Origin of the sequence: Nocardia sp. NPDC051321 (genome assembly GCF_044455225.1) — a bacterium.
Lineage (GTDB): Bacteria > Actinomycetota > Actinomycetes > Mycobacteriales > Mycobacteriaceae > Nocardia.
In genome coordinates, this window is sequence record NZ_JBITEM010000006.1 from 64,612 (window position 1) to 85,951 (window position 21,340).

General features: G+C 66.5%; 23 protein-coding genes, 1 tRNA gene and 2 pseudogenes. 10 read left to right on the top strand and 16 right to left on the bottom strand.

Annotated features, from left to right (window positions below):
* Position 1: 1 nt before the first annotated feature.
* On the bottom strand, positions 2-703 hold the full coding sequence (locus tag ACIA8C_RS15130) for a DUF2334 domain-containing protein (protein WP_397134877.1): 702 nt from the start codon (positions 701-703) through the stop codon (positions 2-4).
* Between the two features lie 194 nt (positions 704-897).
* On the opposite strand from ACIA8C_RS15130, the gene ACIA8C_RS15135 reads away from it, so the two are divergent.
* Together ACIA8C_RS15135 and ACIA8C_RS15140 are read left to right on the top strand one after the other, a co-directional pair.
* Complete coding sequence (locus ACIA8C_RS15135; RefSeq protein WP_397134879.1) at positions 898-1,296, top strand: type II toxin-antitoxin system Phd/YefM family antitoxin; 399 nt, start codon at positions 898-900, stop codon at positions 1,294-1,296.
* Positions 1,293-1,688, top strand: coding sequence for a type II toxin-antitoxin system VapC family toxin (locus ACIA8C_RS15140; RefSeq protein ID WP_396995334.1), 396 nt, complete (start codon positions 1,293-1,295; stop codon positions 1,686-1,688). The genes ACIA8C_RS15135 and ACIA8C_RS15140 overlap by 4 nt, the downstream gene beginning before the upstream one ends.
* 88 nt (positions 1,689-1,776) lie before the next feature.
* Here the strand turns inward: ACIA8C_RS15140 and ACIA8C_RS15145 are convergent, their stop codons facing one another.
* Both ACIA8C_RS15145 and ACIA8C_RS15150 read right to left on the bottom strand, forming a co-directional pair.
* Positions 1,777-3,951 (bottom strand): S9 family peptidase, encoded by a 2,175-nt coding sequence (locus ACIA8C_RS15145; protein ID WP_397134881.1) that lies wholly within the window; start codon positions 3,949-3,951, stop codon positions 1,777-1,779.
* 89 nt (positions 3,952-4,040) lie between these two features.
* Positions 4,041-4,421 carry a MerR family transcriptional regulator gene (locus ACIA8C_RS15150; RefSeq protein ID WP_397134883.1) on the bottom strand — a complete coding sequence of 127 codons (381 nt, stop codon included), beginning with the start codon at positions 4,419-4,421 and terminating at the stop codon, positions 4,041-4,043.
* A gap of 46 nt (positions 4,422-4,467) precedes the next feature.
* On the opposite strand from ACIA8C_RS15150, the gene ACIA8C_RS15155 reads away from it, so the two are divergent.
* Positions 4,468-5,556: an alkene reductase gene (locus ACIA8C_RS15155; RefSeq protein WP_397134885.1), complete on the top strand. Its 1,089-nt coding sequence runs from the start codon at positions 4,468-4,470 to the stop codon at positions 5,554-5,556.
* Between the two features lie 26 nt (positions 5,557-5,582).
* Here ACIA8C_RS15155 and ACIA8C_RS15160 read toward each other — a convergent pair whose 3' ends face one another.
* Positions 5,583-5,816 (bottom strand): hypothetical protein, encoded by a 234-nt coding sequence (locus ACIA8C_RS15160; RefSeq protein ID WP_397134887.1) that lies wholly within the window; start codon positions 5,814-5,816, stop codon positions 5,583-5,585.
* Positions 5,817-5,982: 166 nt separating this feature from the next.
* Here ACIA8C_RS15160 and ACIA8C_RS15165 point away from each other — a divergent pair, with 166 nt between their 5' ends.
* Together ACIA8C_RS15165 and ACIA8C_RS15170 are read left to right on the top strand one after the other, a co-directional pair.
* Positions 5,983-7,188, top strand: a complete 1,206-nt coding sequence (locus ACIA8C_RS15165; protein ID WP_397134889.1) for a sensor histidine kinase — start codon at positions 5,983-5,985, stop codon at positions 7,186-7,188.
* The gene (locus ACIA8C_RS15170; protein ID WP_397134891.1) at positions 7,185-7,901 is read left to right on the top strand and encodes a response regulator; all 717 of its coding nucleotides are present in this window, start codon (positions 7,185-7,187) and stop codon (positions 7,899-7,901) included. Before ACIA8C_RS15165 ends, ACIA8C_RS15170 begins: the two co-directional genes overlap by 4 nt.
* On the opposite strand, the gene ACIA8C_RS15175 is transcribed toward ACIA8C_RS15170, so the two are convergent.
* From ACIA8C_RS15175 to ACIA8C_RS15200, 6 genes are all read right to left on the bottom strand, one after another.
* Entirely contained in the window at positions 7,866-8,825 is a 960-nt protein-coding gene (locus tag ACIA8C_RS15175) for an alpha/beta hydrolase (protein WP_397134893.1), read from the bottom strand. The two genes, ACIA8C_RS15170 and ACIA8C_RS15175, sit on opposite strands and share 36 nt — an antisense overlap.
* A gap of 149 nt (positions 8,826-8,974) precedes the next feature.
* Positions 8,975-9,397 carry an HIT family protein gene (locus ACIA8C_RS15180; RefSeq protein ID WP_397134895.1) on the bottom strand — a complete coding sequence of 141 codons (423 nt, stop codon included), beginning with the start codon at positions 9,395-9,397 and terminating at the stop codon, positions 8,975-8,977.
* A gap of 246 nt (positions 9,398-9,643) precedes the next feature.
* Positions 9,644-10,237: a hypothetical protein gene (locus tag ACIA8C_RS15185; RefSeq protein WP_397134897.1), complete on the bottom strand. Its 594-nt coding sequence runs from the start codon at positions 10,235-10,237 to the stop codon at positions 9,644-9,646.
* Positions 10,238-10,301: 64 nt separating this feature from the next.
* Positions 10,302-11,723, bottom strand: a complete 1,422-nt coding sequence (gene purB, locus ACIA8C_RS15190; RefSeq protein WP_397134899.1) for an adenylosuccinate lyase — start codon at positions 11,721-11,723, stop codon at positions 10,302-10,304.
* Positions 11,724-11,729: 6 nt separating this feature from the next.
* A complete protein-coding gene (locus ACIA8C_RS15195; protein ID WP_397134901.1) occupies positions 11,730-12,374 on the bottom strand; it encodes a TetR/AcrR family transcriptional regulator in 645 nt (214 codons plus the stop codon).
* Between the two features lie 128 nt (positions 12,375-12,502).
* On the bottom strand, positions 12,503-13,666 hold the full coding sequence (locus ACIA8C_RS15200; protein WP_397134903.1) for a pyridoxal phosphate-dependent aminotransferase: 1,164 nt from the start codon (positions 13,664-13,666) through the stop codon (positions 12,503-12,505).
* Positions 13,667-13,801: 135 nt separating this feature from the next.
* Between ACIA8C_RS15200 and ACIA8C_RS15205 the strand changes: the two genes are divergently transcribed.
* Positions 13,802-14,791 carry a M23 family metallopeptidase gene (locus ACIA8C_RS15205; RefSeq protein ID WP_397134905.1) on the top strand — a complete coding sequence of 330 codons (990 nt, stop codon included), beginning with the start codon at positions 13,802-13,804 and terminating at the stop codon, positions 14,789-14,791.
* Positions 14,792-14,929: 138 nt separating this feature from the next.
* On the opposite strand, the pseudogene purD reads toward ACIA8C_RS15205, so the two are convergent.
* Positions 14,930-16,201: pseudogene (gene purD, locus ACIA8C_RS15210) on the bottom strand (phosphoribosylamine--glycine ligase); the annotation flags it as partial.
* A gap of 160 nt (positions 16,202-16,361) precedes the next feature.
* On the opposite strand from purD, the gene ACIA8C_RS15215 reads away from it, so the two are divergent.
* Positions 16,362-16,739, top strand: a complete 378-nt coding sequence (locus ACIA8C_RS15215) for a PH domain-containing protein (RefSeq protein WP_397134907.1) — start codon at positions 16,362-16,364, stop codon at positions 16,737-16,739.
* 10 nt (positions 16,740-16,749) lie between these two features.
* Positions 16,750-17,175 carry an HIT family protein gene (locus ACIA8C_RS15220; protein ID WP_396995348.1) on the top strand — a complete coding sequence of 142 codons (426 nt, stop codon included), beginning with the start codon at positions 16,750-16,752 and terminating at the stop codon, positions 17,173-17,175.
* Positions 17,176-17,225: 50 nt separating this feature from the next.
* Here ACIA8C_RS15220 and ACIA8C_RS15225 read toward each other — a convergent pair.
* A pseudogene (locus ACIA8C_RS15225) lies at positions 17,226-17,919 on the bottom strand (DoxX family protein); the annotation flags it as partial.
* 292 nt (positions 17,920-18,211) lie between these two features.
* Here ACIA8C_RS15225 and ACIA8C_RS15230 point away from each other — a divergent pair.
* A complete protein-coding gene (locus ACIA8C_RS15230) occupies positions 18,212-18,619 on the top strand; it encodes a hypothetical protein (RefSeq protein ID WP_397134909.1) in 408 nt (135 codons plus the stop codon).
* Between the two features lie 7 nt (positions 18,620-18,626).
* A complete protein-coding gene (locus tag ACIA8C_RS15235) occupies positions 18,627-19,217 on the top strand; it encodes a hypothetical protein (RefSeq protein WP_397134911.1) in 591 nt (196 codons plus the stop codon).
* A gap of 15 nt (positions 19,218-19,232) precedes the next feature.
* On the opposite strand, the gene ACIA8C_RS15240 is transcribed toward ACIA8C_RS15235, so the two are convergent.
* The 4 genes from ACIA8C_RS15240 to ACIA8C_RS15255 all read right to left on the bottom strand — a co-directional run bounded on the left by ACIA8C_RS15240 (position 19,233) and on the right by ACIA8C_RS15255 (position 21,330).
* Positions 19,233-19,541 (bottom strand): hypothetical protein, encoded by a 309-nt coding sequence (locus tag ACIA8C_RS15240; RefSeq protein WP_397134913.1) that lies wholly within the window; start codon positions 19,539-19,541, stop codon positions 19,233-19,235.
* 352 nt (positions 19,542-19,893) lie between these two features.
* Positions 19,894-19,965: transfer RNA gene (locus tag ACIA8C_RS15245), tRNA-Thr, on the bottom strand.
* 115 nt (positions 19,966-20,080) lie between these two features.
* Positions 20,081-20,323, bottom strand: a complete 243-nt coding sequence (locus ACIA8C_RS15250; protein WP_011207082.1) for an MbtH family protein — start codon at positions 20,321-20,323, stop codon at positions 20,081-20,083.
* A gap of 173 nt (positions 20,324-20,496) precedes the next feature.
* Positions 20,497-21,330, bottom strand: coding sequence for an alpha/beta fold hydrolase (locus tag ACIA8C_RS15255; protein WP_397134915.1), 834 nt, complete (start codon positions 21,328-21,330; stop codon positions 20,497-20,499).
* Positions 21,331-21,340 lie beyond the last annotated feature (10 nt).

The following is a 21,340-nucleotide window of genomic DNA, read 5'->3' on the forward strand; positions in this document are numbered from 1 at the left end:
TTCAGGCCGCGCGCGCGATGGCAGGCGGCTCCCAGCGGTAGACGGCTCCGGTCGCGCCGTGGAACAGGGCCAGGTCGACAGCGTCGAGCATGGCCTGACGTGGACCGGAACGTTCCAGTTGGGCGGCCGACACCGCGAGACGCAGCATGCCGCCGCGGCGCGCGGTCCGCGCGGCCCCCATCACCAAGGCCCGACACCACCACGGTTCGGCCCGGAAGCCCTCGCCGATGCCGTACACCCGAACCTTCTGCGCCACATTGTTTTCCAGGTCCAAGATGGAGGTAAGGCCGAGCGCGACCCGGAAGCCGGCCTCGGGCAGCGCCTCGATGGCGCCCGCTGAGGCGTCCCAGCGCGGCGCGGCGAACAGCCTGGTGCGCAACTCCACCCGCTCCATCACCCGGTCCGCCGCGGTGAGCCGCAGCCGCGCCTCATGCCTTGGCAGCCTGGCGAATTCGGCCCGGCGGCGTTTGGTTGCCGCCTGGTCGTAGCCGTGCAGCACGATCGCGTCGCCGCGGGCCCGGCGGCCGCGCAGCCAGGCCTGCGTCGCGGGATCATCGACCAGCTTGTACTTGCCCTTCAGCCGGGGCGCCACGAGCAGCGACAGTGGCACACCGCGCTGGTCCATCTCGGCGGCGAACTCGATCGCCGCGTCCCGAGTGGTGTCCCTGATCCCGGAAACGGATACGACCAGCTCAGCGTTCATGAATCAACGGTGCCAGGGGCAGATGTACTGGGCGTGCAGGCGGGATGACCGGGCGACGAACACCGTGACACACGTTCTCGCCGAAATCCCCTTCCCTGTTGTGCCTACGCGTTGTACATTCGTGTAAGCACGTTGTCGGGCTCGGCGCTCGCCGATTCAGCCCGTGGGACCCTCCATCGAGGGGAGACGCTCGGATGCGGACAGTTTCTGTCAGGGAATTCTCTTACAACCCAAGCGCGATACTCGCGGAAGTAGAGCAGGGGGAAACAATCCAAGTGACCAAACACGGCAAGACCATTGCTGTTCTCTCGCCACCGTTCGACGAGATGAGCACGTACGACCGGCTGGTGGCGGAAGGTGTGATCATCCCGCCGCCAGGCGGAGCAAAAACGGCTGGCGAGGTGTTCGAGCATTTCGCAAACCTGTACAAGGACGTGGTCGTCGACTACGCGGCAGGCGACGCTGCGATGGAACGGATGGACAGGGAGGAAGAACAACGAGAGGAGCTGCTGCGGCGACTCGGCCGTGGCGAGGACCCGTGGGCAGCGAATACAGCGGTCTACGGCAGTGAGCCGAACGAGGCCGAAGGATGATCCTCTACCTCGATGCGTCGGCGATCATCACCAAGGTGACCGAGCGGAAGTACGTGCGGTCGCTGAACGAGTACATACAGCGGCATTCATCGGCGGAACTGGCTACCAACTCGATCGGATTCGTCGAGACGATACGCAAGAGCGATGAGTACGGCGACTTCCCGAACCTGATGCGAGAGTTGTCCGAGCAGTACACAAAGATTCCGGTAACCGACCGGATCTGCGACTCCGCCGCGTATCTTCCGCGGGGGCTGAAGTCCATGGACGCCATTCACGTTGCCAGTGCGATGCTATTGCAACGTGAACTGCTCGCATTGGTCACCTACGACGAAAAGATGGCAAAGGTCGCCCATCAAATAGGTCTACCCGTCGCCATGCCCGGCAGGAGATAGCACCGGCACCAAACGCCGGATCTGTTTGCCCGCAAGCAGATCCGGCGTGTGCGGGGGCCAATTTACGGATCCGGCCCCCGCCACCGGATTACGCGTCGGCCAAGCCCACCCGGTCCAGCACCCAGGCGTACTCGAAGGCAACTTCCTTCCACTTCTCATACCGGCCACTGACACCGCCGTGGCCCGCGCTCATCTCGGTCTTCAGCAGCAGCTGCGCGTCGCCGGTCTTGGTCGCGCGGAGTTTCGCGACCCACTTGGCGGGTTCGACGTAGAGCACTCGGGTGTCGTTGAGGCTGGTGATGGCCAGGATGGCCGGATAGTCCTTGGCTTCCACGTTCTCGTACGGGGCGTAGGACTTCATGTAGTCGTAGACGTCCTTGTCCGCCAACGGGTTACCCCACTCGTCCCATTCGATGACGGTCAACGGCAGCGACGGATCCAGGATCGAGGTGAGCGGATCGACGAACGGAACATTCGCCAGGATGCCGGCGAACAACTCCGGTGCCAGGTTCGCCACCGCGCCCATCAGCAGCCCACCCGCGCTGCCGCCGTCGGCGATCATCCGATCCGCCGCCGTCTTGCCCGTATCGATCAAATGCTGTGCGCACGAGACGAAATCGGTGAAGGTGTTCTTCTTGGTAAGCGTCTTGCCGTTCTCGTACCACAGCCGGCCCATCTCGCCGCCGCCACGCACGTGCGCGACCGCGAACACCATGCCGCGATCCAGCAGCGACAGCCGCGAGACGGAGAAGGAGGGATCCATGCTCGCCTCGTAGGAGCCGTATCCGTACAGCAGCAAGGGCTTCGGCGAATCCAGCGCGAGACCCTTCTTCCACACCAGCGAGATCGGGATCCGGGTGCCGTCCTCGGCGATCGCCCAATCCCGGTGCTGCTCATAATCGTTGGCGTCGTACCCGCCGAGCACCGGCTGCTCCTTGCGCAGCAGCAGGTCGCCGGTCGCAGGCACGTAGTCGAACACCTGCACCGGCGTGATGAACGAGGTCAGTCCGATGCGCAGGGTCGGCTGCGCCCACTCCGGGTTCGCGCCCGCGCCGACGGCGAAAAGCTCCAGGTCGAAGTCGAGCTCGCGCCGCTCGCCATACCCGCTGGCGGTCAGCGGCCAGACCGCCACCCGGGTCAGCGCCTCGCGGCGGTAACTCAGCACCAAGTGATCGGCGTAGGCATCGACGTCCTCGAGGCGCACGTCGTCGCGGTGCTCGATCAGCAGCGTCAGGTCCGACGGATCGGCGACCGGGGCGTCGGCGAGCACGAAGTTCTCCGCCTTCACGCCGTCGACCACATCGTTGTGCAGGATCAGGAACCGGTCCTCACCGCCGACCACCGCGTGCTCGGCGGAGTATTCGACGCCCTCGCGGCGCGGCAGGATGACTCGGAAGTCGCCCTCGGGATCGTCGGATTCGAGCACCCAGCCCTCGGTGGTGATCTTGGAACCGACCCAGATCATCAGGTACTTCTCCGAGCGGGTCGAGGTGATGCTCACCCAGTAGCGCTCGTCGGGCTCGTGGAAAACCTTCACGTCGGTGGCGGTCGGGGCCCCGAGCCGGTGCCGCCACACGGTGTCGGGCCGCCAGGACTCGTCGACCGTTTGGTAGAAGACGTGCGTGCCGTCCAGCGACCAGGTCGCGCCGGGCGCCGTCTCGGCGATCGCGTCGGACAACATCTCGCCGGTGCGCAGGTCCTTGAAGCGCAGCACGTACCGCTCGTCACCGACGGTGTCCACGGAGTAGGCGAGCAGGTTGCCGTCGTGGCTCAGCGAGAACGCGCCGAGCGCGAAGAAGTCGTGCCCCTCGGCGACCACGTTGCTGTCCAGCAGGATCTGTTCGCCGGGCACCTCGGTGCCCGCCTCCAATTGCGGTGGAGTCCAGGCGTCGATGCCTTCGGCGTCGGCCGCGATCGGACACCGGCAGTGCACGCCGTACTGCTTGCCCTCGAAGCTGCGCGAGTAGTACCAGTACTCGCCCATCCTGGTCGGCACGGACAGGTCCGTCTCCTGGGTGCGGCCCTTGATCTCGTCGAAGATCGAGTCCCGTAGCTGGGCAAGGTGCGCGGTCTGCGCCTCGGTGTACGCGTTCTCCGCCTCGAGGTGCGAGATGACTTCGGGGTTTTCCTTGTCCCGCAGCCACTCGTACTCGTCGACGAACACGTCACCGTGATGCACGCGTTCGGTGGGCACCGTCTTGGCGATCGGTGCCGTCACCCCGTCGAGGTCTGAGATCGTTCCGGTACCGCTGTCGAGAGCCATGGGCTCCACCGTAGCGGCGCGGGCCACGGCCGTCCTGCCAGGACCCGGCAACCGCCCTGCTCGAGCTGTCGCGCAGCGCAATTGGTGCGCTACGGCCCCTCGGCGGGCGGTTGGGTGCCGGACGCGGCCTGGATGACCGAGTCCAGTACCTCGCGGGTGCGGTCCAGATCACGCATGGCCTGTTCGATCCGCTCGCGTTCCCCGGAGAGCTTCTGCACCAGGAACGGAGTGGCCGCCGCGTTCGGGGTGCCATCCACGTCGTGGATGCAGGGCAGCAGTTCGCCGACGGTGTCGCTGTGCAGGCCCGCGGCGAACATCTCCTGGATGCGCCGGACCCGGTCGACGGCCGCTGCCGGGTACTCGCGCTGACCGCCGGAGGTCCGCTCCGACGCGAGCAGTCCCTTGGTTTCGTAATACCGCAGCGACCGGACGCTGACGCCGGTCCGCTCGGCCAGTTCACCGATGCGCACAATCACTCCTTGACCTGACATTGATGTCAGGTTTTACGGTACAGGAATGCTGCTACTGACCGAATACCGCACTCCCGCACGCACCCTGCCCAATCGGATCGTGATGTCGCCGATGACCCGGCTGCGCTCGCTGCCCGACGGCTCGCCGACCAGCGACGTCGCCGACTACTACGCCCAGCGGGCGACCGCCGGGCTCATCGTGACCGAGGGCATTTGGCCGCATTCGACCGGACAGAGCGAGGCCTGGGTGCCCGGTCTGCAAACCGCACGACACGTCGAGGCGTGGCGGCGGGTCACCGAGGCCGTCCATGCCAACGGGGGACGCATCTTCGCGCAGTTGATGCACGGTGGACGCAAGGGTCACCCGCTCGCCCGGATCGACGGCTCCTGGCCCGCGGGCCCGTCCGCGGTACTGGACGAGGATCGCGTGCACCTGATCGACGGTGGCAAGGGCGAGCCGATCACCCCGGCGGCACTCGACCGCGCCGAGATCGCACGAGCCGTCGAGCAGCACGCCGCCGCCGCTCACAACGCTATCGCCGCCGGCTTCGACGGTGTCGAAATCCACGGCGCCAACAGCTATTTCGTACATCAGTTCTTGGCGGACAACACCAACCTGCGCACCGACGAATTCGGCGGGTCGATCGAGAATCGGATGCGCCTGCCGCTGGCCGTCGTCGATGCCGTGACCGCCGAGATCGGCGCGCACCGCACCGGAATCCGCCTCTCCCCCGGCAACCCGCAGTTCAACATGTTCGAAGCCGACCCGGCCCCGCTCTACCGCGCGCTGGTCACCGAACTCGACCGCCGCGGCCTGGCTTACCTGCACCTGACCGACAACGACAGCTACCGGGCGCTGGCCGATCTGCGGCCACGCTGGCGCGGCACCCTCATCGCCAATATCGGCGAAAACCGTGCGCCGACAACGGCCGAGGGCGCCGAGGACGTGCTGCGCGCGGGCCTGGCCGACCTGGTGTCGTTCGGCCGTCCCTTCATCGCGAATCCCGATCTCGTCCGTCGCCTCACCCACGGCCTGCCCCTCGCCGCAATCCGCGAGCACCTGCTCTACGGCCGCACCGCCGAGGGCTACAGCGACTACCCGCACCGGCAGCCCGCCGAAGTACCGGCTCGCTGATTCGGGCATCGGGGTTTACCCGGAGGTCAGGCTTCGAGCAGCTTCACCTTGTTGTTCGAGCGGTCGGCGAGGATCGCGCCTGCCGCGGCGAGCACCACGAGCATCACGATCTGACCGCCCCAACCGCCCGGCACCCAGTCGAGCAGGCCCCAGACCTGAGATTTGCTGTGGTCGATGAGCAGGCGGATAACGGCTTGGGCCGACGCGACCACCAAGACCATGCCGACGATCTGCAACCCGACCCATACGTTCTTGGCCATCACACTCTCCGTTTCCTAGTTGGCCGATAGCGACGTTTCTCATGGTTGCCCTGAGGCAGGTCAGCGCACATCGGCCATCGGTCTGCGGGCGGTTCATCCTTTGGTCGATCCGAATTCGCCCTGGAGGCCGATGCGCCGGCGAACGCGCGCCACCTACAGTCGCGTCATGTCCACCGCACCCCTGTCGTCGGCGCCACCGCTTCGGCCGTGGTCGCACGCCTGGCGGATGGCTGCGGTGCTCATGATCGGCCTGTGGGCGTGGTCCACCACGAACAGCGAAATGGCGCCGATCGACGGCGCGCTGCTGACCTGGTTCCAGGTGGGGGACCCGCTGCTCGGCCTGGCCTGCATGCTGCTCACCCTGCTGCGGCGCCGGTATCCGGTGGCGACCGCGGCGATCGTGACGGTGGCGTCCACCGCGTCGGTCACCGCCAACGGCGCGGCGGCGCTCGTGCTGTGTTCGCTGGCCACCCGGCGGCGTTACCCGGAGACGATCGCGCTGTCCATCGTCAGCATCGGGACCGGCTTACTCACCGAAAGCGTGATCTACCCGAAAAATACCGACCTGCAACCCTATTGGGTCGGGCCGTCGGTGCTCACGGCCGCCGTCGCCGTTGTCGTCGCGGTCGGCTTCGCGGTCGGGGCGCGACGAGACCTGGTGTGGTCGTTGCGTTCTCGCGCGGAGACCGCCGAGCGGGAACAGCACGCGCGGGCCGCCGAGGCGCGCCTGCTCGAACGCAATCGCATCGCGCGGGAGATGCACGATGTGCTGGCGCATCGGATTTCGGTGGTGGCGATGCACGCCGGCGCGCTCGGGTTCCGCACCGACCTGACCAGGGAGCAGACCGCGACGACGGCGAAAACCATCGCCGAGAACGCCCATCTCGCACTGCAGGAGTTGCGTGAGGTGCTTGGCGTGCTGCGTACCAGCGACGACTCGCTCACCGGCACCCCGGAACCGCCGCAGCCCACGCTGGCCGATCTCGCGCGCCTGGTGGACGAGGCACGCTCGGCGGGCATGGACGTGTCGATCACCGACACCACCACCGACGACCTCCCGGCGACCAGCGCACGCACGGCGTATCGCATCGCCCAGGAGGGACTGACCAACGCACGCAAGCACTCTCCCGGCGCCGCGGTCCGGGTGCGCATCGACGGCGGGCCGGGCCAAGATCTGATCGTCGACGTCGGCAACTCGGCGCCGCACCATCCCGGCCTCGCGTTGCCGTCCTCCGGCTACGGCCTGCTCGGTCTCACCGAACGGGCCCAACTGGTCGGCGGCACACTGGATTACGGCCCCGACCCGGCAGGCGGATTCCGGCTGCGTGCCGTGTTGCCGTGGCCCGCCGTTATCGTCAAGAGCGACAGATGAATACCCGCGTCCGCGTGGTCGTCGTCGACGACGAGCCGTTGGCGCGCTCGGCGCTGACGCTGATCCTCGGCGGCGATCCGGAGCTGGAACTGGTCGGCGAGGCCGCCGACGGCGAACAGGCAGTCGCCGTGGTCCGCGAACAGTCGCCCGACGTCGTGCTGATGGACATCCGGATGCCGATCCGGGACGGCCTCGACGCCACCCGCGAACTGCTGAGCCGGGCCGACCCACCCCGGGTGCTCGTGCTGACCACGTTCGACGCCGACGACATGGTGTTGCAGGCGTTGCGGATCGGCGCACACGGGTTCCTGCTCAAGGACACACCTCCCGCCGAAATCGTCGCCGCGGTCAAACAGGTGGCGGCGGGTCGGCCGATGCTCTCGCCGAGCGTTACCGCGCAACTGATCTCGGTCGCCACCGCCGGGTCGAGTGACGAAGCGGCGGCGCGCGAGCGGGCCCGCGCCGCCCTCACCTCGCTGACCGAGCGCGAACGTGACGTCGCCGAGGCGATCGGGCGTGGTCTGTCCAACTCCGATATCGCCAAGGAAATGCACCTGAGCATCGCGACCGTGAAGTCGTACACCAGCAGGCTGCTCACCAAGCTCGATGCCGAAAACCGGGTGCAGATCGCGATTGTCGTGCTCAATGCTAGGAAAACGGCTGTGCCCTTACCGAATTCAGGCTCCGATGGCCGGGGCGATGGTCGACCATGACGCGTGCAGCGTGTCCTGCCAATAGGACCAGGAATGAGTTCCGGTGGCGCTGTAGTCGACTCGGGCGGGGATGCCGAGGCCGCGCAGGCGCTGCTCGAATGAGACGACGCACGCGTTGACGCCGACCTCCACCGGGCCGCCGAGAAAGATGTTCTCGGCCAGTTGGGGTTTGATCTCCGTCTCGTGCGGGCCAGGGATGCCAGTGCCGCTGGACAGATAGATTGTCTTGCCGCGCAAGCGTTCTGCCAGCAGAGCCGGGTCGTGTTCGGCCCAGGCCTGGCTGCCGGGAGGTCCCCACATATTGAGTGGGTTGCCGCCGCGGTTGGCGATGGAGAACATCACCGCGCCCATCGCCAGGCCGGTGTCGGGGCAGGCGCTGTAGCCCGCGACGGCGCGGTACAGCCACGGGTTGCGGGCCGCGAGGATGAAGGCCGCGTTGCCGCCCATCGACAACCCGCCGATCGCGTTGACGCCGTTGCCGTTGAAACGGGCGTCGATCAGCGGTGGCAGTTCCTCGGTCAGGAACGTCTCCCACCGGTAGTGGCCGAGTTGCGGATCGTCCTGTTGCCAGTCGGTGTAGTAGCTGGCCTCGCCGCCGACCGGGAGCACGACGTTGACGTTCGCACCGGCGAAGAATTGTTCCGCGTCGGTGGCGTTGGTCCAGGTGCTCTGACTAGTGCCGGGGTCTAGGCCATCCAACAGGTAATAAGCGGGTCGCGGGCCGCCGCCCACCGGATGCAGCACCTGAACCTGAACGGTCTGTCCCATCGCGGGTGAATTGATGAACACCGCGGTACGCGTCGGGCTCAGGATGTCGACCCGCTCGAGCTGCGCGGCCGAGGCGGTCGCAGGTCCGATGACCGCGGGCCCGAGCAAGCCGAGCGCCACGGTCAGCACTACTACAGCAACTGGTGTTCGACGCACGGTCACACCTCCATCGCCGCATCACAACGGCTTTTAAAGGTAGCTCACCGCCAGGCGTTGCGGAAGTGACGAAGCTCTCTGGCGTTCGCTCAGCAAATTAGCTGGACCCCGGAACGTCCCTCGCTCATACCGCCTGGCGAACGAACCGTTCAGCGGCTCAACGCCCCCCGAATCGACCCAGCCAGATAATCCAGATCAGCCCGCCGCGGACTCGTCGGCCGCCCCCGCAACCCGAACCCGTCCCCCGCCGTCCGCGGAATCACATGCAAATGCACATGGAACACCTCCTGCCCCGCCGTCACCCCATCGGCAAGAAAGAAATTCACCCCATCACACCCCACCTCACTCACCCGCAACGCCGCAGCCACCCGCTGCCCCACCTGAAACAACTTCCCGCCAACCACCGGATCCAACTCCGCAAGACTGCGCGCCACCACCTTGGGCACCACCAACACATGCCCCGGCGTCATCGGCCGAATATCCATGAACGCCAACACATCATCGTCCTCATACACCCGACTGGCCTCAGCCCGCCCAGCAATGATCTCCCCAAAAATCGTGTACGGATTCACGCCGAAACCCTAACGCGCGCGATGACCCCCGCCCGCGATAAATTCGCTACCGCGCCCCAACTCGACAGAGGCATACTGACGACAGCTCTTGGCACTAGCTGGGAGAAGTGGACCCGGCTCGTCACCGGACGGTGGGAAGCCGGTTCCGCGCCGCGCGGAGCTCCGACCCGCCAGCCGCGCGTAGCGGCACCGCAATTGCATAGCCACTGAACATCAGATGCAGTAACATCGAGATAGCTCTTGGCACTAGCTGGGAGAAGTGGACCCGGGTCCTGGCCGGACGACCAGCATCCGGGTTTCGCGCTGTAATGGGGGGCTATCCACGTCGAAGATCAATCGCACGAGCGGCGTGATCGCTGCCTTCCACTTGCCGCCAGCTCCAAATGCCCAAGCTGCGGCGTCCGCCCACCACAAGCAAGGCTCGGTGTGTGGCGGCATGTGTGCGTACTGAAGTTCTGCAGAGGTTTTTCGTAGAACCGACGCGATGGAGTGGCGATCACGTTGATCCTGACTCTCCCGCGACTCGACGACCAGCCGATTGGCCTTGATGTCGACCAAGTCGGTCACAAGTTCCGTCATACAGTCATGCCGAGTTCCGACCTCTGGACCACGGCCTTTGTAAATCGCAACCGCAACACCTCGACAACGGGCCATAGCAGCGATGATCTGACGCTGTCGCTGCTCCGACTCGTCGTTGAAGTGCCATCGACGCTGGCCAGGGAGACAAAACCCGCGAACCAGCGCACGTGCCTGATGCAGTTGCTCACCTGGGATCAGCACCGCACACAGGATGTATCTGTCCCGGCGGATCGATTCGTCCACAAAGGCATGAATGGTCACCGTCGGACGATACCGGTCAGCTATGACACCTGCTAGCGAATTCGCGGCGAAACAACCACTCCCGCTACAGGATTGGGGAGGGGGTGTAGTTGGCGGCGGTGGGGTTCTGGTCGACGAGTTTTTGGACGGCGGCGATGACGTCGGCGACCTGGGCTTCGGCGGCGCCGATGAAGGCGGACTTGTCGGCGAGGGCGGTGTCGAGGGCGGCGCGGTCGAGGGGGAGGCGGGGGTCGGCCGCGAGGCGGTCGAGGAGATCGGGTTCGCGGCCTTGTTCGCGCATCGCGAGGGCTACGGCCACCGCGTGTTCCTTGATGACCTCGTGCGCGGTTTCGCGGCCGACGCCGGCACGGACGGCGGCCATCAGGATGCGGGTCGTGGCGAGGAAGGGGAGGTAGCGGTCGAGTTCGCGGGCGATGACGGCGGGGTAGGCGCCGAATTCGGCGAGCACGGTGAGGAAGGTTTCCATCATGCCGTCGATGGCGAAGAAGGCGTCCGGCAGCGCGACGCGGCGGACCACGGAGCAGAAGACGTCGCCCTCGTTCCATTGCGCGCCAGCGAGTTCGGCGGCCATCGAGGCGTAACCGCGCAGCACCACCTGCAGGCCGTTGACGCGCTCGCACGAGCGGGTGTTCATCTTGTGTGGCATCGCCGAGCTGCCCACCTGGCCGGGCTGGAAGCCCTCGGTGACCAGCTCGTTGCCGGCCATCAGCCGGATGGTGTGCGCGAACGAGGACGGGCCTGCCCCCACCTGGACCAGCGCGGAGAGCACGTCGTGGTCGAGCGAGCGCGGGTACACCTGACCGACGCTGGTGAGCACGGTCGCGAAGCCGAGATGCCTGGCCACCTGCTCCTCGAGCGCCGAAAGCTTGGCCGGATCGCCGCCGAGCAGATCGAGCATGTCCTGGGCGGTGCCCATCGGGCCCTTGATGCCGCGCAGCGGGTACCGGTCGATCAGTTCACGCACCCGGGTCAGCGCGATCAGCAGCTCGTCGGCGGCCGAGGCGAACCGCTTGCCGAGGGTGGTGGCCTGCGCGGCGACATTGTGCGAACGCCCAGCCATCACCAGCGTCTGGTATTCGGCGGCACGCTCGGTGAGCCGGGCCGCGATCGCGATGCCGTGCGCGTGTACGTGCTCGAGCGAGAGCCGGATCTGCAGCTGCTCCACGTTTTCGGTGAGGTCGCGGCTGGTCATGCCCTTGTGCACTTGCTCGTGCCCGGCGAGTGCGTTGAATTCCTCGATGCGCGCCTTCACGTCGTGCCGGGTGACCCGCTCACGCTCGGCGATGGAGGCGAGATCGACCTGGTCGATCACCCGCTCATAATCGTCGAGTACGCCTGCGGGCAGCTCGATTCCGAGATCCGACTGGGCCCGCAGCACCTCCAGCCACAGTCGCCGCTCGAGCACGATTTTGTTCTCGGGCGACCACAGCCGAACCAGCTCGGGACTGGCGTATCGGGTGGCAAGGACGTTCGGAACAAGGCTCACGTCGTGTCAGTCTAATGCGCGGAACCGGTCCACTTGCTGGGGCGTCGCCGGTGCGACGATGTCGATCACCTCGAGCAGCGCACCACGGGCCATTCGGCGTGGTTCCGGATCCATTTCGGTCAGTGCCGCGACCACCGCGCCGTCCACCACCGCGACCAACCTGCGCAGTTGCTCGGGGCGCACCAGTCGATCGGAGCGGCGCAGCACATCGGCGAGCAGCTCATCGAGCTGGGCTCTGAGGCGTAACTGCACTTCGCGCAGCTCGGGGTGTCGCGCGGAGGCCACCGACCGCTCGTAGCGGGCGATCAACTGCCCGCGCGCGCCATCGTCGTGCCAGTGCCCGTCGACGCCGACCAGCAGATCGAGCACCAGGTCGACGGTCGCCTCGGCGCCGCGGCGGCGATGGCTCACCTCGCCGACCCGGCGGCGCATCGCGTCGAGCTCCACGTTGCCGCTGAATTCGACCGCGCGCGCGATCAGATCTTCCAGCGATTCGAAGTAGTAGGTGGTCGACGCCAGCGGCAGATCGGCGCGGGTCGCGACCGACCGATGCCGCACCGCCTCGAACCCGCCTTCGAGCAACAACTCGGCGGCGGCAGCTACCAAAGCCTGGCGACGCCGTTCGCCTTTCGGGGTCGTCGCGGTGATCACCGTGCCATCGTGCCAGTCGTCATCAGTTCTTCCAGGGGAAATCAGCGAGGAAAAGCAACCATCGATGTTCTACCGTATCCGCGCGGCCATGGTGCCGAACTGCGGAAAGTTGTTGCCGGACACGACGATCAAACACCCAGATAGTGCCCTAGACGAACCAGCGCCTGCTCGATGTCCGCAGTGGCGCCCGCGAACGAGAAGCGAACTGTCCGATTTCCGTGCACGGTGTCGAAGTCGATGCCCGGCGCGAGCGCGACACCCGTGTTGTCTAGCACGTCGGTGCACCACGCGCGCGCGTCATCGGTGAGATGGCCGATATCCGCGTAGGCGTAGAAGGCGCCGTCGGCCGGAGCCAGGTCGGTGATGCCGATCTTCGGCAGGCCGTCCAGCAGCAGTTGCCGGTTGATCGCGTAACGGCGCACATGCCCGTCGAGTTCGGCCTTGGCCTCGGCACCGAACGCGTGCAGCGCCGCGTACTGCGAGATCGCGGGCGGGCACACGGTGAGGTTGGAGGCGAGTCGCTGCAGGGCGGGACGTAATCCGCTTGGCGCCAGCATCCAGCCGAGCCGCCAGCCGGTCATCGAGAAGTATTTCGACACCGAGCCGATGACCACCGATTCGCGGGAGGTCTCCCAGGACGAGGAGGTTCCGGTGTCCGAGCTGTCGTAGGTGATGCCGTGGTAGATCTCGTCGGAGATGAGCAGGGTGCCGTGCGCGGCGCACCAGCAGGCCAGCGCGGCCAGTTCGGTGGGGGCGATCATGGTGCCGGTCGGGTTGGCCGGGCTCGCGACCACCAGTCCGGCCGGCGGTTCGGGCAGCGCGTCCAGCATGGCGACGGTCGGCTGGAACCTGGTTTCCGCGCCGCAGTCCAGTTCCACCACTCGGCAGCCGAGCGCGGTGAGCGTGTTGCGGTAGGCGGGATAGCCGGGCCGAGCCACCACCACGGTGTCGCCGGGGTCGAAGGCGGCCAGGAAGATCAGCGAGAACGCGCCCGACGATCCGGTCGTGACCACCACGTCATCCGGGTCTACGGCGTAGCCGTAGGTCTCGGTGTGATGCTGGGCGATCGCCGCACGCAACGGCAGGATGCCGAAAGTCTCGGTGTAGCCGAGCAATTCGGATTCGATCGCGGTCTTGGTCGCGCGCAGCACCGGCGCGGGCGCCGGCGTCGACGGCTGTCCGGCGGCGAGCACGAGCACATCTGCGTGGGTCCTGGCCCGTTGCGCCGCAGCTTTCCAGACATCCATCACGTAGAAAGGTGGAATGGTCGACCGGCGAGATTCTCTGGACACCCGTGAGACGGTAGACGGTGTCGCACGACGACACGTCGCTGACGCTCGTCTTTCGTCTCGCCCCGCAGACTCCGTCGCGACGCCGGCCCGGCGCCTGTCGTGCGTTCTCCTCCCACCAGGGTTATGGTCGGCTTGATGCTCGAGAATGCTCGACGAGCTGGGCTAGACCGGGTGCGCGGTGTGGGTGGCATCGGGGTCGTTCCGCCGGACTGGCGCGCCCGGCTCCGGGAACGACCGGCGCGCGGCCTGCGGGCCCTGCTCGATCGACGCAACGTCCAGGAGATCCTGCGGCGGCGGCCCGATCCGCGGGAACTGTGGCGGCGGCGCTCCGAGCTGCGCGACAAGTGGGATAAACGACCCGACCGCGACCGGATCCTCGCACTGCTGCGCAAGCATCGCGTACTGCTGGCCGGGCTCGCGGTGACCGCCGTCTTCGCCGCGGGCGACGCGTCCTTCGCGGGTGCGATCAGCGACCGCGTCCCGGACCAGGATCACGCCCAGCGGGTCGCGGTCGCCTATCCCCTGCAGGTGCAGTCCACCCCGCCCTCGGTGCGCCGGTACCTGAACGCCATCGACAACGGCGAACGCCTGCGCGAACAGGCCGTGGTCGCGGCGGCCGCGCGCGCCACCCTGGAACGCGCCAAGGCCGAGGCCGCCGCCGCGGCGGCGGGCGAATGGCAACCGTGGATGGGTGGCGGCGGTGCGACGACGCTGCCCGGCGCGACGCTGCCCGGGATCGGCGGCTTCTTCCTGCCCGCCCACGGCACATTCACCTCCGGATTCGGTTCCCGCTGGGGCACTTTCCACGCGGGTATCGACATCGCGGCCCCGATCGGCACCCCGATCTACGCGGTCGCCGACGGCACCGTCATCGACGCGGGCCCGGCCGAGGGCTTCGGACTCTGGGTGCGCATCCGGCACGACGACGGCACCATCACCGTGTACGGCCACATGTACGACTTCTTCGTCTCCCGCGGCGAACGGGTCCCGGCCGGGATGCAGATCGCCCGCGTTGGCAACCGCGGCGACTCCACCGGCCCGCACCTGCACTTCGAGGTCATCATCGGCGGCCAGCACGTCGACCCACAGCCGTGGCTGGCCCTACACGGACTTACGGTTGGTTAGTGTCGGCCCGACGCGGCGACTGATTTCGCGAGCACATGGGTAACTCGCCGGGCACGGGCTAGCTCAACCCACCAGGTCGCCGTCGGCCGCCGACGCCACGGTCGCGGCACCCGTGTCTGGCCTGAATTCGCGGAGAGGCGGAACTGCGATGCGGTCCTCGACGGCGGCGAGGCCGATGTCGGTGCGGTAGTGGCTGCCCGGCAGCTTGATCGAGGCGATGCGCTCGTAGGCGTGCGTGCGCGCCTCGGCGAGATCGGCGCCGACACCGACCACGTTGAGCACGCGGCCGCCGGAGGAGACCAGGGCACCGTCCTCGCGCAGCGCGGTTCCGGCGTGCAGCACCGCGGCGGAGTCGTCCACCGCGCCGTCGCCCGCGCCGGTGATCACGTCGCCGATGCGCGGGCGACCCGGGTAGTTCTCGGCGGCGACCACCACGGTGATCGCCGAGCCCGCACGCCAGCGCGGCGGGTCGACCTGGTCGAGGGTGCCGGTGGCGGTGGCGTTGAGCAGCTCGCCGAGCGGGCTCTCCAGCAGGGCCAGCACGGCTTGAGTTTCGGGATCACCGAAGCGGCAATTGAATTCGACGACCGAGGGTCCTGCGACACCCATCGCGAGGCCAGCGTAGAGCAGCCCGGAGAACGCGCTTCCTCGGCGAACCAGTTCGGCCGCAACGGGTTTCACCACGTCGTCGACGATCGCGGTCGCGGCCTCTACGGACAGCCACGGCAGCGGCGTGTACGCGCCCATGCCGCCGGTGTTCGGGCCGGTGTCGCCGTCGCCGACCCGCTTGTGATCCTGCGCGGGCAGCAGCGGCACCACCGTCTCCCCGTCGACCAGGCAGAACAGCGAAACCTCCGGCCCGTCCAGGAACGACTCCAGCAGCACCGGGTGCCCCTGCTCCAGCAGCTCGGCGCCGTGGTCGCGGGCCGCGGACCGGTCGGCGGTGACCACCACGCCCTTGCCCGCGGCGAGACCGTCGTCCTTCACCACCCAGGTCGGCCCGAACCGGCTCAGCGCGGCATCGAGGTCGGCCGGGGTGTCCACGATCTCGCTGTGCGCGGTGCGCACCCCCGCCGCCGCCATCACATCCTTGGCGAAGGCCTTGGAGCCCTCGATCCGCGCGGCCGCGGCGGACGGTCCGAAACAGGCGAACCCGGCGGCCCGCACCGCGTCGGCGACGCCGAGCACCAGCGGCACCTCGGGTCCGATCACGACGAGATCGGCGGCCGACTCAGTGGCCAGCGCGACCACCGCCTCCGCCGAGCACGGATCGACCGGCCTGGTCGTCGCGTGCTGCGCGATACCCGCGTTGCCCGGCGCTGCGACGATCGCGCTGACCGCGGGGTCACGGCGCAACGCGAGGACGAGGGCATGTTCACGGGCTCCGGAACCGATGACGAGTACGCGCACGGCAGACAGCTTAGGTGAAGCCGCATGGAGCGCTGCGCTCACTCATGAACAGCAGTCGACCATCGAATATCGGTCTCGCGACATGGATGATGGAAAGGGATGGTTCCGGCATACCTCAGCCGGGCCACACCACCCACACCGCGCGAAGGATGTGCACACGATGGGTCTGATCGACGGACTGATGGGCAATGCCGGACGGATCGATCCCGGCCGGGCGCAACAGGAATACGCGAAACTGATGGGCGAGGGCGAACAGATCTATGCCGCGTATCTTTTGGTACGCGACGCCATCCTGTTCACCAATCGACGCCTGATCCTGGTCGACAAGCAGGGCGTGACCGGCCGCAAGGTGAGCTATCACAGCATCCTCTACCGCGCGATCACGCACTTCTCGGTGGAGACCGCGGGCACCTTCGACCTCGACGCCGAGCTCTGCATCTGGATCTCCGGTAGCCATGAGCCGTTCCAGAAACGGTTCAACCGCCAGGTCGACATCTACGAGGTGCAGGGCATCCTGTCGCATTTCACCTCGGCGTAGCCTGCGGGGCATGGCTTCTGTCTTCAGCGCGATCATCGCCGGTCAGCTACCAGGTCGATTCGTATGGGAGGACGACGAATTCGTCGGTTTCCTCACCATCGCACCGGTCACCCCCGGGCACACCCTGGTGGTGCCCCGTAAGGAAATCGATCAGTGGCAGGACATCGACGCGGACACCTTCGCCCGCCTGAACGTCGTCGCCCAGAAGATCGGCCAGGCCGTGCGCGCCGCCTGGGACGCACCGCGCGCCGGGCTGCTGATCGCCGGGCTCGAGGTGCCACACCTGCACGTGCACGTCTTCCCGGCGTTCACCATGGGCGACTTCGACATCTCCGGCGCGGATACCGACCCGAGTCCGGAATCCATGGACGAGGCACAAACCAAGATCAAGCAGGCCCTGCGGGACCTCGGCTACGGAGCCAACGTCCCGGACTGAGTCCATCGCGGGTGGTCGAGCGCCGCAGCGGCGTTCGACCACCTTTTCGTTCACCGGTTGTAAGGCTGTTCCTGGACCCAGCTGAAGCCGCGTTCGAGCAGCGGGAAGGACTTCGGGTCGAGTTCGGTGAACGAGGTATGGATGCGGTGACCGGCGTAGTCGTCCGCGTCGATGACCATGCGTCCGGGGCTGGGCCACCAGTAGGTGAGTCGTACCCGGACCGGCGTTTCCTCGTAGGTGCCCAGCGTTATCCGGTGGCGCAGGTCGATGAAGTGGCGCTTCGGATCGATGGTGCCGCCGTACACCTCGAAGGAGTCGTCCATGTGCTGGATGGTGAGCACCATGGGGTCGGAGACGTGGAACGGGCGATCGATAACGACTCGGCGCCAACGTAATTCGTCGGTGAGCAAGGGGTCGCGGGGATAACCCTCGGAGGAGAAGCCGTCCACTCGGTAGATGCCGTACAGGTTGGGGGTGTCCTTCGACCTGCGTCATATCCACCGCACACAGCAGTGCCCCGGCCGCGGTCGCTCGCGGCACCAGCAACAGCAGGCCCGCCAGCAATTCCGCTGCGCCGAGCGCGATTTCGTACGGCTGCGACACACTGACCTGCGACCGGAGCACCCCCTCCGGGCTGAAGTTGCCATAGGGCTCCACCAGCCGGTTCAACACAAACGGCATCTGCGTCGGAATCGCCTTGGCCATCCCGAAATAGAACATCGCCTGCGCCAGCACGAACCGCACTCATCGTTCGACCGGAAAAGTTTCTTCCGAAACTGGGGAACCGATCAACGGCGGCCGCCGTCAAACCTTGTGACAAAGCAAGTTTCGGGCCTGGGAGGGGCCGGGGCTGTGCTGCAGCTGTTCACAGTTCAGAAATACGGGGGAACACGTCATGAACCTATTCCGCACGGTCGGTCCGACCTCGCACGCGACCCTTCTCGGCCGCTCTGCCGAATTCAGTGTAGGAGCTGGCCGGATCCGGGCAGCCACGTCGAGACCGGCAGGCAGATTCAGTCGAATACTTCTCTTCGCGATGGCGTCGATGATCCTGATGATCACGAGCATCCAGGCTTCTGGAGTCGCACAGGCTCAGTATCAGCCGTGCACCAACTACAGAGTCACGACCAACTGGGGCAGAGTCGAAGTCGACACCAGACCAGCAGGAACGGATTACATTGGCAACATCGCGTGGGCCATGTTCATCAACGACATCGCCGACGTACCAGGCAGGTACGACTACCAGATACTGGTTAACGGCACGCCCCTGAAAACGGAGACTATCCACAAGGACGACAACCTGCACTTCACGATCCCCCGGTATCAAGGCGGGCGCTACGTGTACGAGGCCGGGGATGAAATCCACGTAATCGCTTCTCACGCGGCCGGAAACACCCTGTACGTGACCCCCCTCAACCGTTGCACCGTCCCCTATTCAGGATGATATCTACATGGATCAGGACACATCGAAGCGCGGCGCCGACCTGCTGGCGACCGACATCAAGTCGGCTCTGGGCTTCGAGGTACACATAGACGAAACGATCCCCGAACACCTCCGCCGTCAACCTTCCCCGCCCGGATGGTGGATCGAATTCACCATCCCGGCCTTGAATGTCCTTGTCGGCTGTACCCCCAGCGAGCTCACCGCGAGCGGTGTGGCGTGCGAACTCGCCCAGCGCATCCATGACGATGTCCTGGCCCGCAGCGGAAAGATCTGGCCCGCCGACCCTGAAGGTGGGGACCAGCCATTGCTCCCCACCAACGACGGGTGGCAGGGACGGGGCGGTTCGATACCGTATGGGCAGGTCGAGGCAGCGAAGGACCCCGATCCGAGCCTCGACGGCGTGGTCCGATGGTGGCTCCCGCACAGCTACGACGGCCTCATCGCCTGCCACTCCGGCGACGACGTGTGGTTCTCCATCTGGGAATACCAGGACGACGAACAACGCATCACGCCGGGCATGCCGGTTACCTGGCTCATCGGCGAAGGCCGGCACGGAAGATACCGCAAGGCAAGCGAAGTCCGGCCGGTTCAGCCGTAACCGATACGGTCGGTGCTACGCATGTTCGGCGTCGTCGGTGGTGTTCGCCTCGCCGAACAGCGGAAGCTGTTGCGAGGCAAGATTTTGTCCGCCGGTTCTGCGCAGGCATCGGGCGCAGGTGACTGCGGCCCGGGTCGGTTCCAGCGCTGCGGGTGACCATCCGGCGACACCGGTGTGGCACAACAGTTCCGGGACTTCTTCGTCGCCGACCCATTGCCCGAGGCTGACCGCGTGCACGGTGCGCCCGGCCCGGACTACGGCGTGCACGCCCGGATCGCCGAAGGTTGCCCGCGTGGACGCGGCCAGTGGAGCGATGTCGGTCATACGTCCAACCATATGGTCACGTACCGACATCTGCGGTTAGGCCCGGCGTGGATCCGTCAGTGCCCGATGTGCAGTTCAGTGCTGTTCGAGCAGCGTGCCCTACCTAATTCAGGCCTGCGGCCTGCTGTGCCGGCAGGTCACAGGACCACCGGAGCCCCCTGTCAGGATTGAACTGACGACCTTTCGCTTACAAAAACGAGCAGGGCCTCTACAACACGAACAAGCGCGCCGTCACCGACGCGCTCGAACCGGAGCCCCCTGTCAGGATTGAACTGACGACCTTTCGCTTACAAAAACGAGCAGGGCCTCTACAACACGAACGAGCGCGCCGTTACCGACGCGCTCGAACCGGAGCCCCCTGTCAGGATTGAACTGACGACCTTTCGCTTACAAGGCGAGTGCTCTACCACTGAGCTAAGGAGGCGGGTGCCTTCGGAAAGCGGTTGCCATCATAGCCGGGCACACCGACTGCGTGACACCGGGTTTACGGCATCACGCAGTCGGCGAGTGTCCCAGCGCAGTATTCGGCTACCGCGAGTTCAGGATTGGGCGCCCTGACGGGCCGCGTCGTCGGCGGCCATCGCGTCGCGCAGGCTCTTCGGACGCATGTCGGTCCAGTTCTTTTCGACGTACTCGACGCAGGCAGCGCGGCTGTCCTCGCCGAACACGACCCGCCATCCGGCCGGGACCTCGGCAAAGGCAGGCCACAGCGAATGCTGTTCTTCGTCGTTGACCAGGACGAAGAAGCGGCCGTCTTCGTCATCGAAGGGATTGGTGCTCAATTTCACCTCACTGGATACTGGCGCTATGTATGGGATCGCTCGTGGATCCTTCGGCGCCGGGCCCGACGAACCGGAGGGTTCAACGGACTTGCGCGCCGTTGGAGTCCCGAGCGTTGTTTCGACCCTAGCAAGGGAGACGTTACGCCTGGGCGGTTACCTCTGGCCGTGGAATCTCAGCTCGCGAAAAAGTCGAGCAGAATCTTGTTGACTGTTTCCGGGCGTTCCAGATAGCCGAAGTGACCCGCGTCCGGCACCTCTTGGTAGCGCGCACCGGGGATGACCTCGGCAACTTCCCTGGACAGGTAGGGCGGAATCATCCGATCGTCGGCGAAGCCGACGGCCAGGCACGGCACGGTGATCGCGCGGTAGGCCTGCACCCGGTCGAAATCGTGATCCATCCGACGCTGCGCGCGGATGCCGGGCGGCACCGGTCCACCGGTGAATTCGAACAGGTCGAGCCAGTCGCGGGCCGAGTTCGGTTCGGCCAGCGTCGCGGGCGACAGGTTCATCACCGCGGTGATCGCGGCCTCGTATTTCTCCGGCAGTTTCACTCCGCTGGCGTCGAGCTCGTGCTCGCCGAGCGAGAGCGTCTTCTGGAATTGATCGAGGCGCCCGTGGCCTGCCATGAAGACGGCCTTGCGGACCAGTTCGGGGCGGGCCAGCGCCAGTTCCTGCGCGACCCGCGCACCCATCGAGGTACCGACTACCAGCGCGGGCCCCTCGTCGAGGAGCTCGATCAGTCCGGCGGTGTCGGCGACCAACTGGTCGATGGTCATGCCGGTCGCGGCCTCGAAGGAGGGTGCGATGCCGCGGTTGTCGAAGGTGCACACCCGGTACCCCGCGGCGACCAGCGCGGGCACCTGATGCAGTTCCCAGACCCGGCCGGGGCTACCGGTGCCCATGATCATGACCACAAGCGGACCAGAACCCTTGACATCGGTACCCCGCGCGCGGTCACCTTTGACCTGGTAGTTGAGGGAAATTCCGTTCACCGTGGCCAGCGGCATATCGACCCTT

Excerpts from the sequence above, each read along its gene's own strand:
- ACIA8C_RS15130 (WP_397134877.1), bottom strand. The coding sequence starts at position 703 with ATGAACGCTGAGCTGGTCGTATCCGTTTCCGGGATCAGGGACACCACT.
- ACIA8C_RS15135 (WP_397134879.1), top strand. The coding sequence starts at position 898 with ATGCGGACAGTTTCTGTCAGGGAATTCTCTTACAACCCAAGCGCGATA.
- ACIA8C_RS15140 (WP_396995334.1), top strand. The coding sequence starts at position 1,293 with ATGATCCTCTACCTCGATGCGTCGGCGATCATCACCAAGGTGACCGAG.
- ACIA8C_RS15145 (WP_397134881.1), bottom strand. The coding sequence starts at position 3,951 with ATGGCTCTCGACAGCGGTACCGGAACGATCTCAGACCTCGACGGGGTG.
- ACIA8C_RS15155 (WP_397134885.1), top strand. The coding sequence starts at position 4,468 with ATGCTGCTACTGACCGAATACCGCACTCCCGCACGCACCCTGCCCAAT.
- ACIA8C_RS15160 (WP_397134887.1), bottom strand. The coding sequence starts at position 5,816 with ATGGCCAAGAACGTATGGGTCGGGTTGCAGATCGTCGGCATGGTCTTG.
- ACIA8C_RS15165 (WP_397134889.1), top strand. The coding sequence starts at position 5,983 with ATGTCCACCGCACCCCTGTCGTCGGCGCCACCGCTTCGGCCGTGGTCG.
- ACIA8C_RS15170 (WP_397134891.1), top strand. The coding sequence starts at position 7,185 with ATGAATACCCGCGTCCGCGTGGTCGTCGTCGACGACGAGCCGTTGGCG.
- ACIA8C_RS15205 (WP_397134905.1), top strand. The coding sequence starts at position 13,802 with ATGCTCGAGAATGCTCGACGAGCTGGGCTAGACCGGGTGCGCGGTGTG.
- ACIA8C_RS15215 (WP_397134907.1), top strand. The coding sequence starts at position 16,362 with ATGGGTCTGATCGACGGACTGATGGGCAATGCCGGACGGATCGATCCC.
- ACIA8C_RS15220 (WP_396995348.1), top strand. The coding sequence starts at position 16,750 with ATGGCTTCTGTCTTCAGCGCGATCATCGCCGGTCAGCTACCAGGTCGA.
- ACIA8C_RS15230 (WP_397134909.1), top strand. The coding sequence starts at position 18,212 with ATGGCGTCGATGATCCTGATGATCACGAGCATCCAGGCTTCTGGAGTC.
- ACIA8C_RS15235 (WP_397134911.1), top strand. The coding sequence starts at position 18,627 with ATGGATCAGGACACATCGAAGCGCGGCGCCGACCTGCTGGCGACCGAC.
- ACIA8C_RS15240 (WP_397134913.1), bottom strand. The coding sequence starts at position 19,541 with ATGACCGACATCGCTCCACTGGCCGCGTCCACGCGGGCAACCTTCGGC.
- ACIA8C_RS15255 (WP_397134915.1), bottom strand. The coding sequence starts at position 21,330 with ATGCCGCTGGCCACGGTGAACGGAATTTCCCTCAACTACCAGGTCAAA.